The sequence below is a fragment of the Cytophaga sp. FL35 genome (genome assembly GCF_014349235.1).
Lineage (GTDB): Bacteria > Bacteroidota > Bacteroidia > Flavobacteriales > Flavobacteriaceae > Euzebyella.
Genome location: NZ_JACSOH010000005.1, coordinates 163,310 through 180,469 on the forward strand (window position 1 = coordinate 163,310; position 17,160 = coordinate 180,469).

Sequence of the window (17,160 nt, forward strand, 5' to 3'; positions counted from 1 at the left end):
CTATACTAATTTAAAGATATAGTTTCTCCATAAGTTAACAATGCTCTCCCCTTGATACTTTTTTGTAGAGGAAAGGGCATTGTCCCTAAATTTTTGTTGAAGCTCTTTGTTGCTCATAAGAATGGCCATTTTTTCTTCCAAAGCCTGCGGGTCCCCTACTGGAATCAGAAAACCGTTTTCACCGTGATTAATGAGGTCTGAGGGGCCATGCTCGCAATTGGTGGATATGGTTGGAATTCCAAAGGAAAGGGCTTCTAACAGGGCATTGGGGAACCCTTCGTGTTCCGAAGTAAATACAAATAATGTAGCTTTGTTATAAAATTCATGTATTTCTTTTTGCTTTCCAACAAATTGTATGTTTTCCCAAACATTCAGGTCTTTGGCCAAGGTTTCAAATGCAGTCCTGTTTCGTCCGTCGCCTACAAAGATCAATTGCCAATTGTTGATGTTCAGTTTAGAAAACGCTTGTATAAGCAAGTCTTGAGCCTTACCGTTCTTGAAACTTCCAACATTTAAAATTACGTTTTCTCTCTGCTCTTGTTTCAGCTTTATTTTGGAGGCCAGTGAATCGGCCAAGGGGTTGGGAATGACCACTATTTTAGAAGAATCTAGCACTTTTTGATAAAAAAGCCTGTTGCCTTCTGTCTGTACAACCAAATAATTACAGCGCTTATAACTATAATCCCTTACCATGGCAAGTAATTTTGGTGGCTGGTCTATATTGTGGTTTGCACGTTCGCTTATGATACAAGGTATTCCGCAACGCTTAGAGGCCCAAATGGCATAAATATTTGAGCTCGTCATAAAACCAATGGTCAATTGGATTTTGTTGCTCTTTATTATCTTTGTTAGTGTTCTTACGCGATTAAGCCCATTGATGGTGGACTTTATAGGATTGGTGGCTGTTTTTGGGTTCTCGGAACAGTAAAGTAGCTTAATGGATTTGTTTAGGGGGTAAAAAGGTTCGGTCTTAACCAATGTAATAATAAAAACTTCCAATTCCTTTTCTAGGCTATTGGCCAATTCTGATATGACCCTCTCAGCTCCTCCGGAACTAAGACTGTAAATAACAAAGGCAACTCTTTTTTTTTGCATTCTATGGGTGCTACGTGATGGTATAACCAATCAAAATGCTAAAATACATTATTTCTCACGGGTAAGCTTATGAATTGGTTCAATTTCCCATTGGGAACGACCATCGGTAATTTCATCTGGATAATTTACTGCTGCCCGTACTTTCAATTCTTAAAAACCCCTTTTTTTAAGCGCCTGATTAAATCCCTGAAGAATCGGTCCGAGATATAAAGTATGCCTCCGTAAATAAGAACTAAACTCAAGGTTATGATGATGGCATACAATCCAAAATCTATAAAGTTGGCAATTTTGAATGTGATAAGTTTGGTAGACAAAAATTGAATACTAAAATACACCGGGACAAAAATTGCAGAAAGCTTTAAAAAACCCCAGAAATACTCGGAAACAGGCCATTCAAATCCCTTGGTAAAAAGAAAGTACGGACGCCATAACATAATAATCAGCACAAGGCTGCAGCAAGTCCCCAACAAAATCCCGGGAAGCCCCCATTTGCTTACCAAAAGCAATGACACCCCTAAGTTAATGATGCTTTGGGCCACTGGAGCCCAAGTGTCCGAGTACAACCCATAGGCTTGCTTAAATACGTCTACCGGCTGCCTTACCTGCAACATAAAAAAGTTAATGGCAAAAAGGGCAACGGTAGTTTCTGAAAGTATGTATTTTTCTCCCAACCAAAGAATTATAAACGGGTCTACCAAAGTTATGATCCCAAGCCCCACAATACCTGCTATAAAGAACCTGAAGGACATTAATTCCCAAAAAACCTGTTTAATGGAGGTTTCATTCTTTTCCGCTACCAAATTGCCAACACTGGCATTGGTGCCCAAGAAAAATTTATTTAACAGGGTGGCAAAGTTGAGTATAATCAACTGATAATTGCCAAAAAAGGCAACGGTTTCTACGTTTATAAAAGAAAAAATTAAAATATTGTCCGTACCATTAGAGACAAAGGTTCCGAATTTGTGCAAACTTATTTCCTTGATTTTCTTAACAAGTTCGGGATAGGATTTAAATTTTTCTTCTTTTCCATCAGCCTGTTTCAGAGACAAATTTAACCAAGGGTAGGTTTTGGCAGTTTTTTTGCGGAGGGTTAAGGTAAACAAAATAGCGCTTATTAACTCTAGGCTAATCCATCCAATAAAGCTTTGGAAGTAGAAAACTACAATGAGCTGCAGGATAATTTTACCAATGTTATAGGTTTGAAGGTATTTGGCTACCATATATTCTTTTTGGTCTGCCTGAAACAGTAGCATGTGGTAATTGTAAAAATATCCAAGTAGAGAACTGATCAGAAAGGCAAAAAAAGCATAATAAATGAGGGGTAAGGAAATGCCCGTATCTTCAAAGATGATAGGAAAAAATACTGATAGTATTAGAGAAAGGCCAATGATGAACCAACCAATTTTTTTATAGATGTTTCCAAAAAACCGAATAATATGATTTATTTCTTGGTGGTTCTTATCAAACAAGGGTTGGTATAGGGTAAACCCAATAGCAGTACCAATACCCAGTTCGGCCAAGTTTAGAAAACTCAAAAAACTTTGGAGGGTAGAGGTAAGCCCCATAAAGTCATCCCCTAAATTTTCCAAAAAGATTTTCCTGGCAAAGAATTGCGTTAGGATAAAAAGGACATGAAAAAAAACCCCAACCTTGGCATTTTTAATGGTGTTGGCAAGTCTGGACATTATAATCTTAACAGCTTTAACTTCATTTTTATGCGCCAATCGTTCACCTTTAAAAATTGGGCGTACAGATTTAGAGGTAGTAATTTGGCAAGAACTCCATAAGTAGAGTAGATGTTGTCTCTTATATTGACCTGATCTGAAATTTCTTTTTTAATTTGTTTTCTATGGCTTTTGTCCCTGTCTATTTGAGGGAAAGAAAATAAAGAGTTGTAATGAGATACCAAGCCTTCCAGTAAATGCATTCTCGCATTAAGTTTTACTTTCTCGTTATACTGTGTGGTCTGCTCAACAACATAATATAGAGCGTCCTTGGCCGCCAATTTTTTTTCGTTATAAGCACTGCGAATCACGCTTTCATTCTCATTGTTGTATATATAGAATGGAAAAGGTAAATAGCCCTGGTGGTCTATTCTATTTATAATGTCAATGGTGAAAAAAACATCCTGATGTATTTTTCCCGGAATGAATAAAAGACCTTCGATGAGCTCTTTTTTGTATATCCTACGCCATACGGAGAAACTATTGTTTTTAACAATGCGCTCCATGGCTTCTTCCTGTGTTTCTAACTTATTGATTAGCTTCATATTTGGCAATCCCTTGTCTTTTAGGCTTCTACTCCCTATTAGGCCACATTCAACCACCGAAAGTTTTTGCTCGGTAAGGAAATCTAGCATGGCCGAGAACATTTCTCTATGGATCCAATCGTCGCTGTCAATGAATGAAATGTAATCTCCAGTGGCTCTTTTCAACCCTGCGTTCCTTGCTAGGCTAGACCCTCCATTAGCTTGCTGTATAACGTGTATTCTGTTATCTGTTTCAGCATACTCCAAGCAAATATCATAGCTCTCATCAGTTGACCCATCATCTACCAAAATAATTTCTAGAGTGCGGTAAGTTTGTTGGCATATACTATCCAAGCAACGCTTTAGGTAGGGCGCCACGTTATAAACCGGCATAATTACCGATAGCAGTGGTTTCTCGCTATTTACTAATGCTGGTTCTACGGCTTTGGACATTTAAGCAAGTTATTTACTAAAGGGACAACGAAATTTAAAATGGAAAATTTTAAAGGGGTTGGAAAAATTGTATTTGTTGAAACAAAGATCTTAAAAAAAGAATTATTTAAAAAAAGAAAAGCCTTCACTTTTGAAGGTTTTTCTTTTTTTTAAATGCATAATTATTTACCTTGTACCAAATAGTGAAGGAACTCTTCTATATTGGTGTACCCGTTACCGTCATGGTCACCTTTACTATCGTCCACACCTACGGTACCGCCTATATTGCTTTCCCATGCATCAGCAATGCCATCTCCGTCGGTGTCGTAACTTGCGCTCCTAGATGTGCTGGGTTTTAAAGGAGGCGTTATCTTGGCCTCTGTTCCTGTTCCTGCCTTGTATTCTGCAATTAAATTGGTGTCTATAACATCTCTGTGCAAATATGCCCCAACAATAGGTAGAACTTTATTTTCTACCCCAGATACCGTGGTTTCCCAAGAGTCTACTAAGGAGTTGGTAATAACCCTATTAGACTTACCGTAGTTGGTGATGTTATCTTGGTATATAGGTAATGATCCCCAATTGTTACCCACTTGAAAATTATGGGAAACAAAGATGCTTCCTTCAGATTCTTTAGCATCAGGGTTGTTGTAAGTAGATGCTTCATAACTGATAGCTCTATAAATTGGAGGGTTTTGCGAAGAGGAGCTGTAAATGTTTCCTATTACATCAACGTTGTTACCCCATGCTACATTGGTATACCCTCTATTAGCATGAGTTATATTATTAATCATTTCTGCAGTTTCTCCATCAAAACCAAAGCCAAAGAATACGGAACGGCTTTGCTCGTGAGACATGACATTTTCTAAAATGGAAGCATTCTGAACATATTGTCCGAATAGGAAGTTGTACTTTCCAGTACCTTTGGCAATCAAACAATTTTGAATAGTAACATTTTTAAGGGGTGCAGAACTTCTTGCTCCCGCAAAATCCACATTTTCATCATCTCCACCGGAAAGGCTTAAATGTGCCAACATCACATTTTCTTGAATATAACCATTAACTCCCCAATTACGGAGGCGGATACAATCTAAATCTTGACCGTCATTGTGTGGCCTTATGGCTAAATGTGTTATAATTACATTGGAAGAATATACTTCAAACCCATAGTTTCGTAGGGTAATACCAGGGCTAGGGGCAGTTTCTCCGGCTACTGTGATATTTTCTCTCTTGGCATTTAAAGAAGCATTGGAAGAACCTAAGTATAGAGGGCCGGACAAAAATATATCGCCTGCCACATCAAAAACAACGGTTCTTTTTCCATAGGTGTTCTCAACGGCCTCCCTTAAACTTCCTGGGCCGGAATCGTTCAGATTGGTTACATGAATCACTTTGCCTCCGCGACCTCCGGTAGTATATTTGCCAAAGCCTTCGGCAGTTGGGAAGGCTTTTAGCTCTTGGGGTGCCTCATCCGTAATCGTTACTTCTGTTTCATTGATTTCCGTACTCCCGTCTTCATTTTCTGTTTCGGTCGTATAGGTAAAGGTCTCTGTGGTCTTTCCTTCTGTAGTATCCGTTTCTGTATTGGTTTCTTCGTTTTGCGAGGCTGGTTCGTCAGCACTTTGAGACGCCTCTTCAGAAGTTGTTTGGGGCTCCTCGGTTTGGGGCTCGGTGTTTTCAGGTTCAGTTCCTGTTCTGCTATCAATTACCTCCGGGGTGTAAGTCAAAGTCTTATCTTCATTGATGACAACGGTACCGTTTTGAGGCTGGCTAGTATCTATAATCTTTACTTTTTCAGGAGTGCTGATGACGTCATTGGCCAAAACATCTAAGACCATGGTCTCTCCGGTGTACCGATATACATCACGTAAGAAAACGTTCCCGGTCAAGGAGGCCAATTCACTGTCTTGAGCGACATAGTCCGCCAAAAGATCTGTGTCTTTACTGCAAGCCATGCTCAATAATAGGGCAATACAAAGCATGGCCAAATTAATGGCATTTCTTCTAAAAGTTGTCATAAGTAGGTGTTAAGATTCGGGATTTGGGATCCTTATCTTACTTTTTTTATTGTTACGTGTTTTTCTTTACATAAAATGTAATGGCCTTCAATTCTTTTTATTCTTAACCTACTTAATCAAATATTGTTGTTGAACGAACCAATTTCTAGATGAACTGCATGCATCGAACCAAAAATATCGATGAACGGCATTCGAAAGCTTTTGAAAGTGGGCAGTTGTCCTTTTGAAGTATATAGTGCCCAAAAAAAAGCAGGACAAGGTCCTGCTTATTGATTAGAATGATCTTTTTAAATGGTTTTTTAGAGGCGGCCTTCAACTTTACAAGTAAGAATGCCTTTGACGTCATAGAGTACGCCATTGGGCTGTAATTTCGAACGAAGGTCAATTTCTAAAAATTCTTTATGGGCTACGGCCAATACAATGGTATCAAAAGTTTCATTGGGAATATGGTTGGTAATGTGATAACCGTATTCCTCTTGAACTTCATCTATGGAGGCCCAAGGGTCAAAGATGGTCAGTTCGGTACCGTAGCTTTGTAGATTGGAGATAACGTCCACCGCCTTGGTGTTTCGTACGTCAGGGCAATTTTCTTTAAAAGTGATGCCCAAGACCAAAACCTTGGCGTTTTTGATTTTGATATCTTTTTGAACCATCAAACGTATTATTTCAGAGGCTACATATTTGCCCATACCGTCGTTCATACGGCGGCCTGCCAAAATAATTTCAGGGTGGTAGCCAAATTCTTGAGAACGTTGGGCTAGGTAGTAAGGGTCTACACCTATGCAATGCCCCCCTACCAAGCCCGGTTTAAAGGGAAGGAAATTCCATTTGGTTCCAGCTGCTTCCAAAACGGCATGGGTATCAATGTTCATTAGATTAAAAATCTTCGCCAACTCGTTGACAAAGGCAATGTTGATATCCCGTTGTGAGTTTTCGATTACCTTAGCAGCTTCTGCCACCTGTATGCTAGGGGCCAAGTGGGTGCCGGCCGTGATGACGGAGGCATACAGTTGGTCTACTTTCTTTCCGATTTCAGGGGTAGAGCCGGACGTAACTTTTAATATTTTTTCTACGGTATGCTCCTTATCGCCCGGATTAATTCGTTCCGGGGAGTAGCCGACGAAAAAGTCCTGATTGAATTTTAAACCGCTCACTTTTTCCAATACAGGAACACATTCTTCTTCGGTAACTCCAGGATATACGGTAGATTCGTAAACTACGATATCCCCCTTTCTCAGCACCTTGCCCACGGTTTCACTAGCTTTATATAGGGGGGTTAAGATGGGGCGATTGGTTTTGTCAACGGGGGTGGGTACCGTCACAATATAATAACTGCAATCGGCGATGGCATCCAGTTGATCGGTACAATACAGCCCTTTTTCCGAAATTTCAGAACTTTGAACCAACACTTCTTGAAGTACCTCATTGCTTACTTCAAGGGTACTGTCATTGCCACTTTGCAATTCCTTGATCCTGTTTTTGTTGATGTCAAACCCTATTACTGGGTATTGGGTCGCAAAAAGGCGTGCCAATGGCAGCCCTACATAGCCCAGCCCAATAATAGCTATTTTTGGCGTATTCATATCTTTTTCTAGTTTTTTAAATTGTTCCAATACCATTCCATGGCATTTTTTAATCCTGTTTTAATATCATATTGGGGGTTGTAGCCCAGTAATTTTTTGGCCTTTTCGATGGATGCCAGAGAGTGGGGTACGTCTCCTTTTCTTTCTGGGCCATACAGGACTTTTACCTCTTTTATGTTGGGGTCGTACGCGCCTAAATAGTCCTTTAAGAGACTTACGAGTTCCTTTAAATCGGTACGTTCGCCATAGGCCACATTATAAACGGTGTTCATCCCTTCTTTATTGTCGGTCGACAAGGCACGGATGTTCATCTCCACCACATTATCTATATACGTAAAGTCCCTTGAAAAACTTCCGTCTCCATTGATTCTTGGAGATTCATACTGCATCAATTGAATCGTAAATTTGGGTATCACCGCAGCATAAGCACCATTCGGGTCTTGGCGTTTGCCAAAAACGTTAAAATAGCGGAGGCCAATGGTCTGTAGACCATAGGTTTTGGAGAAAACATCCGCATAGAGTTCATTCACATATTTGGTGATGGCATAGGGGGATAGGGGTTTTCCGATGACGTCCTCTATCTTGGGCATGGATTTGGAATCTCCGTAGGTGGAAGAACTGGCGGCATATACAAAGCGTTTGACCTTGGCATCCCTGGCAGCTACCAACATGTTAAGAAAGCCGGACACATTGACCTCATTACTGGTAATAGGGTCGTTTATGGAGCGGGGTACGGATCCCAAGGCGGCTTGGTGAAGCACAAAATCTACTTGGGAACAGGCCTTGTGGCAGGTGTTGAGGTCACGAATATCGCCTTCAATCAACTCAAAATTAGGATTGGAATGAAAGGGAGCAATGTTTTCTTTTTTTCCGGTAGCAAAATTGTCAAGGCAAATGACTTGATTTCCATTTTCTAGTAAAAATTCACAAAGATTGGAACCGATAAAACCGGCACCGCCTGTTACTAATATTCGGTAACTTTTATTAAAATTTAATTTTTCAAATGCCATAATTGATTTCGAGAGGTTCTAAATTTAAAAAATAGTTAATGCTGCAAAGAAAGGTAAAAATACTTGTGTACGATAAAGATAATAGATGGATTCCATGTAATATCCGACCTTTTACAATGTAAAAAGCCGACTAAGATAGTATCTTAATCGGCTTGTTTCGAATCAAAAAGTTATATTCATTACTTAGACAAGTAGTAGAGATATTCTTCTAGGTTGGTGTAACCATCCCCGTTGCGGTCTTTTTTACCATCTGATGGGTCATTCGGGTTAAGTCCATTACTTTTTTCCCAATCATCGGCCATACCGTCCTTATCGCTATCCTTATAAGCGGTTCCATTATTTATTGTAGGAAAAAAGCCACTAGTACTAATGTTTCCACTGGAATTTTTATAATGATTAATCAAACGGGAATCCACAGCATCCCTTTTAGGTTTACTGGCACCTACATGGCCAAGTAGTTTACCGTCTAAATCATTTGCGTTAGTGGCATTATAGGAAGATTTTGATTTAGGGTAAGTGAATAGATATGGTTCTATCTCTCCTCTGTAAATAGCTGAGATTTTAGGGTCAATTAAATTATCTTTTAAATACGCATGTGTTGTTTTTATATTTCCTGTGTCCCCATTGGCGGGATCGGGAGGCGTAAGGGTTATAGCGAATTTTGTTGTGCCTGCAAAATCATTGGATTGTTTATAGTAATTACCGATCACATTAAATTTCATACCCTCTGTTCCTGATGTAGCCCAGTTAAATCCGTATACTATATTGTTAACTTGCTCGAAAGTTAATTCTTCATGTTTTACTGTGTTTGCCAGAACATTTCTACTACTGTTCAAGACGAATAAATTATTTAGAACTGATATATTTTTTGCTCCAGCAATTAGCATAGCTCTTGTGCTTTCGCCTAAAATACTATTTTGAATTGTTACATTTTCGGCATATCTAGTAGACAAATTCTCGTCTAATGCCCAAGAAACAGAGCAATGATCTATAATAATATTTTTAATTTTTATCGATTGATTACTGGATCTTACTCTTATTCCATCCATGTTGTGTCCATTTTGAGGGTTTGTGGATGAATTCATTCTAAATCGTAAGTGTCTTACGATGACATTGTCAGCCTGAATACTTAACGAACCGTTTTTTATTAAAATACCTCCACCTGGTGCGGTTTGTCCGGCGATCGTAACGTTACCTCGGCCAGCATATATTGGTAAGTTCGACTTGGCGTTAATAGTCCCTCCTACCTTAAATACAATAGTACGAGGTTCCCTTATTTCCTCCAATGCGTATCGTAGGCTTCCTGGTCCGGAATCATTTAAATTGGTGACCTCTACTACAATACCTCCCCGTCCTCCGGTCGCGTTTTTACCAAAACCCTCTGCCGTGGGAAAGGCCTTTAGTGGGCCTAAGTGAGCCCCGGAATTGGAGCTGCCACCACTACTGCCGCCCGACGAATCAGATCCACCATTATCATTGCTGCCACTGCCACTACTTCCACCGTCGCTGGAACTTCCGCCATCATTATCTGTAGGTGCAGGGCTTACTTTTACAATTTGTTTGACGGTATGGGTCAAGCCTTCGGCATCCTTTACCGTTAAGGCTACATCATACGATCCAGCAGCCTTATAGGTATGGTCCGGGTTTTTCGTAGTCGTAGTAGAACCATCTTTAAAGTCCCATGAGTAAGCGGTTACTTCATTATCATCCTTGGAGTTCCAGGCTTTGAATTCCACCTTAAGCGGGGCATAGCCTTCAAAAGGACCTCCGGAGATGACAGCCACTGGGGCTTCATTTTTGGCCTCCGTAGCCTTAATGCTAAGGGTAGAGGTGTTTTTTAGACCCTCTTCATCCGTTACGGTAAGCGAAACTTCATAGGTACCTTCTTTGGTAAAGGTATGGCTGGGGCTTGCAGACGTCGCCTTGTTGCCATCTTTGAAATCCCAAAAGTAACCGCTAATTTTATGGTCATCGGTAGAGTTGCCCCCATTAAATTTTATTTCCAACGGGATAGCACCTTCTACTTTGTTAGCCGATATTTTCGCCTTGGGCGCTTGATTCTCTTCCTCTTTTTCAGTTACCTTTATCGTAAGGCTTGATTGGTGACTTTCACCTTCTTCATCCTTTACGGTAAGACTTACCTTATAGTCACCTGCTTTCTCAAAGGTGTAGCTGGTGTTTTTATCCTTACTGCTGTCGCCATTACCTAAATCCCAAGAATAGCTCACAATTTGAACGTCATCAGTAGAACCATCACCTTTCAAATTAACTTTTAGGGGGGCTTCTCCTTCCTTGGGAGTGGCGACAATGACGGCTGTTGGGCTTTGGTTGATGGTATCACCGGCATTGACAGGATTTTCTGCGTCCGGCTCGTTTTCAACCAGGGTTTCTGGCGCCTCATCAGGGCGCTCGCTCTCCTCCCCATCTGTGTTCGGAACTTCTTCATTGGTTGCGGATTCCTCAGTGCTGGGAGCTTCCCACTCTTCCATATCATCTCCGCTGATGGCCTCTGCATCTTGCGGGGCTTCATATACCACCACTAGCTTAGGGCCTTGATGGCTTGTATTTTCCTTGGAAGCAAAGGCCAAATCGTCGCCATTTTCATGTTTTAATACCAAGGTAAGAGGTGCATTTTCCAATTTACCCTTTTCTAGGTCGATGCTCTTTGTTTGCCCCACACGATAATCATTGGTAGTTTCGCCCAACAGCGAATCCACTTTAGGAGCGGTGTTGGCAGACAGGTTATTTTCATCCCAGGGGGTGGCATCTCCTTTAAGTACCGATATGGTACCGTCCCCATCGTCCGTGGCAATGGTAAATTCTAGATGGGATTCTTCAATAATTCCACCGATGGAGTCAATCGGGCTAAGGTCGAACATCAAATAACTTTCGCGGCGATTTTCTTCCAAACGAACAATCTCGTCGTTATGGCCTTCCCCATCTTGTAAATAAGCATCCTGAATGGGGGAAAAAACGGTGGTTCGAACCTCCATGGGAACCTTATTGGCCTCCTCATCCACTAGCGGTTCTTCGGTGTCCTCTTCTACGGGCTCCTCTTCAGTCGCTTCTTCTTCCGTTTCCTCCTCTTCGTCCGTACTTGCTTGAGAAATAGGGGGAGTATCAGGATCCAAAATGGCATCCTTTAACAGGTCACTGTCTTTGGAGCAGGATAAAATTAAAATGAGGAATAACAAAACGGAGACCAAAAAAGACCTCGTGACTTTTGTGGGGTAAAAGTTCATAGGGTAGGTAAATATGTTAACTGCTTACTAATTTTTACGAGCGCAGATCGACGAAATGTATTTATAATCGACGAAACGCAATCCGCGCAAAAATAGAACCTTAATTTGATTGTCAAAATTTTTTTTGACTTTTCTTTTCGGAGACCCTAACCCCCTGAAATCTAAAACTATCGAAGCAAGTAGACAAATACGCATGCATTACGTCTATTGGATTTTTAGGAAGTTAATTTTAACTTTATTTTAATAAAAAAATCGACAAACGGCAGGTTTTTGGCAGATTACAAGTGTCTAAGGGAATAAAAAGACCTTTGTGCTGGAAAATGTTAAAGTTTCAATGTGAACTTCTTTTGAAATAAATATCTTGGGAAGTATGTTAAAATTTGTTTGGTTAAAGGTACTTTATTATTAGAAAATTTTCAACCTTGCTAACGATTTATAGCAAGGATTATGGAAAATGATGAATTCGTAGCAATTTTTATTATATATAATCTATGCTACTTGTCTGTCAAACATTAATATTATTTATTTTCCATTATTTTTTAAAACATTTTTAATTTCAAGAGAATACCGGATAGCTCCACTATAATGTAAATGAGATAAATCTCTAAAACCTGAATCTGGTATTTTAAAAGCTGAATGGTCTATTAACGTAGCATTTGGAAGCTTTTTTTCTTTAAACTCTTCATAACCTTTCTTAAGCGGTATATTGTTTTTGTAAAGTTTGGGGTGAACGGGAGTTGCCAATAGAATCATTTCTATATTATTCATCTCACAAAAATCATATATTTTTTGAAGATATAAAGTTTGGTATTTAGAGGAGTGATGCTCCTTGTTCTGTTCTAAGGGTGTCATACGATTCGTGGCTTCCTTTAGCTTGTCATCTTTTAAAGCCTTATACCCACCTAAGAACTTGTAACCTTTGGTTATCATTTGTATATTGTGAAAAATAGTTTGTGGAGTGCTAGTTAATGTAGCTATAGGGTTAGCTTTAAAAAGATTCCAATAATCCTCAAAATCTAGTAAGAAAAAATAGTACTTTATTTGAGTGTTTATTTTTTCCTTCGAAGTAGTCCAAGTGTCCATTTCTTTCATTAAATCATCATAAGCGTATCCAATAATTAATGTATCTATTTGAGGGTTTTTCTCTATAACGGTTTTAAGTTTTACGTAGTCATAGAAGTAGGAGGCTCCACTTTGTGCCAAATTTTTAGCATTAGTTATTATGCTATCATTTAAGGCACATTCTGGATGGGAATTACCTAAAATTAAAATGTTCTTAGAATTTTCTATGGTATAGTCAAATATGTAATTAGTTGTAATAGATGTAATTATAGATAATATTAAAATGCCAATACAGCTAATTGCTAAGAATTTAATTAGGCGGGTTATAAACTTACTCACGTCTTTATTTAATTAGGATTGATTAAAAAAATTTCCTAAAACTGGAAATAGATGAACTCCTGTTGGGATCCTCCGAAGGCAAATATTATAATAATCAGTACTATATAAGTACACCATCTTACCCATCTAAACATGAAAATTTTTTGTTCTACTATCGAAAGGCCATGTTCTTTTCCTCTTTGAAACCATTCAGCTAAAACAAATAGAAATATTAGAAAAAGGGTAGTTTTTGGTAGAATACTAGGTATAGAGAAAAGAGAAGTATGAAACAGTCTTTTTAAATAATCGAATGCGTGCCCTATATTTTCAGCCCTAAAAAAGATCCAAGCAACAACGGTAATCAAAAAAGTAGCGCCCATTTGAACAAGCTCTTTTAGGGATGGGAATAAGTTTTGTTGTGCTACAACGCCTAAGTTTTGTCGGTTTTTATTTAGGAGTAAAAGCGGCAGAAAATAAATAGCATTCAAAGCCCCCCATATTATAAATGTCCAATTTGCCCCATGCCAAAAACCACTAATTAAAAAGATAGCGAATGTGTTGCGCACTTTCATCCATGTTCCGCCCCTGCTACCCCCTAGGGGAATGTAGAGATAATCTCGAAACCATGTAGAAAGCGAAATGTGCCATCTTCTCCAAAACTCTGCAATGTCCCTTGAAAAATAAGGGAAAGCAAAGTTCTTCATTAAATCAAAACCAAAAAGACGTGAAGTTCCGATGGCAATATCGGAATAGCCAGAAAAATCACCATAGATTTGAAATGTAAAAAATAGGGCACCAAGAAATAAGGTACTTGCCGGGTGGACAGAGTGGTTGTTGAAAATTTCATTGGCATAGAAAGCACAATTATCCGCGATAACTATTTTTTTGAATAACCCCCATAAGATTTGTCGTAGTCCATCGACTGCAAATGAATAATTAAAATTTCTTTTTCTATAGAACTGTGGAAGTAGGTGAGTTGCCCTTTCAATTGGCCCAGCTACAAGTTGAGGGAAAAAGCAAACAAAGGCTGAAAACGCAATAAAATCTTTAGTTGGGGTAAGCTTATTTCTATAAATATCTATTGTGTAACTTAAAGTTTGAAATGTATAAAAACTGATTCCTACGGGAAGTAGAATGTTTAAGGAGTTTAAATTGGGTCTGTATCCAAAAAAAGAAAATGCCGTGATAAAGTTATCTACAAAAAAGTTGTAATATTTAAAATATCCAAGAAATCCTAAGTTGACGATGATACTTGTCCAAAGTAGAATTTTACGATTAAGTTTTTTCTCTGATTTTGAAAGTCCAATGCCAACTGAAAAATCCACTATGGTACTAAAGGCAATTAAACTTAGAAATCGCCAATCCCACCAACCGTAAAAAATATAACTGGCAATGACAATAAGTAGGTTTTGAAATTTTATGTTTTTATTGAAGACAAACCAATAAAGAAAGAACACAATAGGAATGAAAATGGCAAATTCTATAGAATTGAATAGCATACTTTAGTACTTATTGTGTCTTGACTTCAAGTTAGCTAATGTACTTATTTATAAATAATTATATATAGTAACTTTTATACCAATCCACAAAGTTTTGTACTCCTACAGAAACTTTTGTATTGGGTTGGTAGCCATAGTCTTTTATCAAATCGGAAACATCTGCCCAAGTACGTTCCACATCGCCGGGTTGTATGGGCATTAGATTCTTTTCTGCCTTTTTACCCATACTATATTCAATGGCTTCGATAAAGTCCATCAGTTTCACAGAATTATTGTTGCCAATATTATAGATGTTGTACTTAGGCCTATTCTCGATAGGCTGGGTAAGTACGCGAGAAACTCCTTCTACAATATCGTCTACATAGGTAAAGTCCCGTTCCATTTTACCATGATTGAATACATTAATCGGCTTCCCTTTCGCAATGGCATCGGTAAATAGAAAGAGCGCCATATCGGGTCTTCCCCAAGGTCCGTAAACGGTAAAAAATCGTAATCCGGTTGTTGGAATATCAAAAAGATGGCTATAGGTATGCGCCATCAGTTCATTACTCTTTTTACTGGCGGCATAAAGGCTGATAGGGTGGTCCACGGTATCCTCCGTTGAAAATGGTATCTTTTCATTAAGGCCATACACACTGGAGCTGGAAGCATATACCAAATGTTCCACTTTATGATGCCGGCAGCATTCCAAAAGATTTAGATAGCCTACAATATTACTGTCTATATAGGCTTCAGGATTTTCAAGACTGTAACGCACCCCTGCCTGTGCGGCAAGATTGCACACCTTACTGATGGAAGCCTTTTCAAATAATGATGGTAGGGCATCCCTGTCTTCCAAATTCATTCGTACAAAAGAGAATTTGTCAGCATGAAGCGCGCTTTCAACCACTTCGTTGAAAGCTCTCGCTTTTTCCCGATCAATCCCCAATTGTTCTAGTCGGCTAAATTTTAGGTTAACATCGTAATAATCATTGATGTTATCCAAGCCAATTACGACATGGCCATCTTTGACCAATTTTTCGCAAAGGTGGTAACCGATGAATCCGGCGGCCCCGGTGACTAAGATTTTCATGATTGGCCTATTTTGTAATACTGAAAGCCAAGAGATTCCATTTTTTCCTTATCCAAAATTCTACGACCGTCAAAAACGAAGGCCGGTTTCAACATTTTGTCAAAAATGCTGTCCCAGGCATAAGTTTTAAACTCATCCCATTCCGTGAGAATGGCTATGGCATGGGCATCTTGAACGGCATCCATTGGGTCTTTAACGACCTTTAGTAAGGCTTTGTTTTCTTCAGGAGAACGGGTGCCTAGATAATCCAAATCAGCATATACTTGTTTTTCGGAGACCTTTGGGTCGTAAACCACGATTTCCGCTTTTTCTTCTAAAAGGGCATCCGCAATATTGATGGCGGCTGATTCTCGGGTGTCGTTGGTGTCCTTTTTAAAGGCCCATCCGAAGAAAACAATTTTCTTGCCTGAAACGGTATTGTATAAGGTTGAAATAATGTTCTCGGCAAACCTTCTTTTCTGGTAATCATTCATGATAATCACCTGTTCCCAATAATCGGCCACTTCGGTCAACCCAAAACTTCTGGAAATATATACCAGGTTGAGAATATCTTTTTGAAAGCAAGAACCACCAAACCCTACAGAGGCATTTAAGAACTTAGGTCCGATACGGCTATCGGTTCCAATGGCGCGTGAAACCTCCGCTACGTTAGCGTCGGTTCTTTCACACAGGGCGGAAATGGCGTTGATAGAAGAAACCCGTTGCGCCAAGAAGGCGTTGGCTACTAACTTAGAAAGTTCGGAAGACCAAACATTGGTCTGTAAAATTCGTTCTTTTGGAAGCCAATGCTCATAAATAGAGCTTAAGGTATCTTTTGCTTCTTGTCCGGAAGGGGTGTCGTCTCCACCAATCAAAACTCTATCGGCCTTTAACAAATCTTCAACGGCCGTGCCTTCCGCCAGGAATTCTGGATTGGAAAGGATTTCAAAGTTGACGCCATTACCGGTGTTTTCCAAGATGCTTTTAATAGCACTCGCTGTCCTTACAGGCAAGGTCGATTTCTCAACAACTATTTTATCGGTTTTGGCTACTTTGGCAATATTTCTGGCGCAAAGCTCCACAAATTTTAAATCGGCCGCTTGTCCTTTTCCTTTACCATAGGTTTTGGTGGGAGTGTTTACCGAAATAAATATGATTTCCGCCTCATCAATGGCTTTGTCGACCTCCGTAGAGAAAAAGAGGTTTTTTCCTCTGACTTCACCCACTATTTCTTTAAGCCCGGGTTCGTAAACTGGAAGCTTATCTAAATCGTTATCGTTCCATTGGTCAATACGTGATTGGTTAATATCCACAACAGTTACCGTTATTTCTGGACATTGACTTGCGATGACGGACATGGTGGGTCCCCCTACATATCCTGCACCAATGCAGCATATCTTATTTACTTTTTTCATGGTAAAGTTCATTAATTGCGGTTGCAAAGATTACCAAATAACTCAAAAAAAACCTACTTTTTTTCGGTTAAAGCGGAATATTTGCGATTAAACGAATGGTGAATTGTATTCTTTGTCAAATGATTTACAGTGCTCAGCGTTTGTTGTCGATTTTTATTTCTTAGGATGAGATTCCGAATTTCGAACG

At 39.3% G+C, this 17,160-nt stretch carries 11 protein-coding genes; all 11 read right to left on the bottom strand.

The features are described 5' to 3' along the window. The 11 genes from BIZ36_RS05735 to BIZ36_RS05785 all read right to left on the bottom strand — a co-directional run bounded on the left by BIZ36_RS05735 (nucleotide 1) and on the right by BIZ36_RS05785 (nucleotide 16,973). Complete coding sequence (locus tag BIZ36_RS05735) at nucleotides 1–1,095, bottom strand: glycosyltransferase (RefSeq protein WP_187456909.1); 1,095 nt, start codon at nucleotides 1,093–1,095, stop codon at nucleotides 1–3. Nucleotides 1,096–1,238: 143 nt separating this feature from the next. Continuing rightward, a complete protein-coding gene (locus BIZ36_RS05740; protein ID WP_187456910.1) occupies nucleotides 1,239–2,780 on the bottom strand; it encodes a polysaccharide biosynthesis protein in 1,542 nt (513 codons plus the stop codon). Further along, nucleotides 2,780–3,796 (bottom strand): glycosyltransferase family 2 protein, encoded by a 1,017-nt coding sequence (locus BIZ36_RS05745; protein WP_187456911.1) that lies wholly within the window; start codon nucleotides 3,794–3,796, stop codon nucleotides 2,780–2,782. Before BIZ36_RS05745 ends, BIZ36_RS05740 begins: the two co-directional genes overlap by 1 nt. Nucleotides 3,797–3,957: 161 nt before the next feature. Further along, nucleotides 3,958–5,793, bottom strand: coding sequence for an Ig-like domain-containing protein (locus tag BIZ36_RS05750; protein ID WP_187456912.1), 1,836 nt, complete (start codon nucleotides 5,791–5,793; stop codon nucleotides 3,958–3,960). Between the two features lie 299 nt (nucleotides 5,794–6,092). Then, nucleotides 6,093–7,376 (bottom strand): nucleotide sugar dehydrogenase, encoded by a 1,284-nt coding sequence (locus BIZ36_RS05755; RefSeq protein ID WP_187456913.1) that lies wholly within the window; start codon nucleotides 7,374–7,376, stop codon nucleotides 6,093–6,095. A gap of 8 nt (nucleotides 7,377–7,384) precedes the next feature. Further along, complete coding sequence (locus BIZ36_RS05760; protein WP_187456914.1) at nucleotides 7,385–8,386, bottom strand: SDR family oxidoreductase; 1,002 nt, start codon at nucleotides 8,384–8,386, stop codon at nucleotides 7,385–7,387. 179 nt (nucleotides 8,387–8,565) lie between these two features. Further along, nucleotides 8,566–11,628: a PKD domain-containing protein gene (locus BIZ36_RS05765; protein ID WP_187456915.1), complete on the bottom strand. Its 3,063-nt coding sequence runs from the start codon at nucleotides 11,626–11,628 to the stop codon at nucleotides 8,566–8,568. 522 nt (nucleotides 11,629–12,150) lie between these two features. Beyond that, nucleotides 12,151–13,029 carry an LB_356 family protein gene (locus BIZ36_RS05770; RefSeq protein WP_187456916.1) on the bottom strand — a complete coding sequence of 293 codons (879 nt, stop codon included), beginning with the start codon at nucleotides 13,027–13,029 and terminating at the stop codon, nucleotides 12,151–12,153. A 35-nt stretch (nucleotides 13,030–13,064) separates the two neighbouring features. Next, nucleotides 13,065–14,507 (bottom strand): MBOAT family O-acyltransferase, encoded by a 1,443-nt coding sequence (locus tag BIZ36_RS05775; protein WP_187456917.1) that lies wholly within the window; start codon nucleotides 14,505–14,507, stop codon nucleotides 13,065–13,067. 58 nt (nucleotides 14,508–14,565) lie between these two features. Beyond that, nucleotides 14,566–15,579, bottom strand: coding sequence for an NAD-dependent epimerase (locus BIZ36_RS05780; RefSeq protein WP_187456918.1), 1,014 nt, complete (start codon nucleotides 15,577–15,579; stop codon nucleotides 14,566–14,568). Beyond that, the gene (locus tag BIZ36_RS05785; protein WP_187456919.1) at nucleotides 15,576–16,973 is read right to left on the bottom strand and encodes a nucleotide sugar dehydrogenase; all 1,398 of its coding nucleotides are present in this window, start codon (nucleotides 16,971–16,973) and stop codon (nucleotides 15,576–15,578) included. Before BIZ36_RS05785 ends, BIZ36_RS05780 begins: the two co-directional genes overlap by 4 nt. Nucleotides 16,974–17,160 lie beyond the last annotated feature (187 nt).

Coding starts and splice junctions, on each gene's coding strand:
- BIZ36_RS05735 (WP_187456909.1), bottom strand. CDS start 1,095: ATGCAAAAAAAAAGAGTTGCCTTTGTTATTTACAGTCTTAGTTCCGGA.
- BIZ36_RS05750 (WP_187456912.1), bottom strand. CDS start 5,793: ATGACAACTTTTAGAAGAAATGCCATTAATTTGGCCATGCTTTGTATT.
- BIZ36_RS05740 (WP_187456910.1), bottom strand. CDS start 2,780: ATGTCCAGACTTGCCAACACCATTAAAAATGCCAAGGTTGGGGTTTTT.
- BIZ36_RS05780 (WP_187456918.1), bottom strand. CDS start 15,579: ATGAAAATCTTAGTCACCGGGGCCGCCGGATTCATCGGTTACCACCTT.
- BIZ36_RS05760 (WP_187456914.1), bottom strand. CDS start 8,386: ATGGCATTTGAAAAATTAAATTTTAATAAAAGTTACCGAATATTAGTA.
- BIZ36_RS05755 (WP_187456913.1), bottom strand. CDS start 7,376: ATGAATACGCCAAAAATAGCTATTATTGGGCTGGGCTATGTAGGGCTG.
- BIZ36_RS05765 (WP_187456915.1), bottom strand. CDS start 11,628: ATGAACTTTTACCCCACAAAAGTCACGAGGTCTTTTTTGGTCTCCGTT.
- BIZ36_RS05775 (WP_187456917.1), bottom strand. CDS start 14,507: ATGCTATTCAATTCTATAGAATTTGCCATTTTCATTCCTATTGTGTTC.
- BIZ36_RS05745 (WP_187456911.1), bottom strand. CDS start 3,796: ATGTCCAAAGCCGTAGAACCAGCATTAGTAAATAGCGAGAAACCACTG.
- BIZ36_RS05785 (WP_187456919.1), bottom strand. CDS start 16,973: ATGAAAAAAGTAAATAAGATATGCTGCATTGGTGCAGGATATGTAGGG.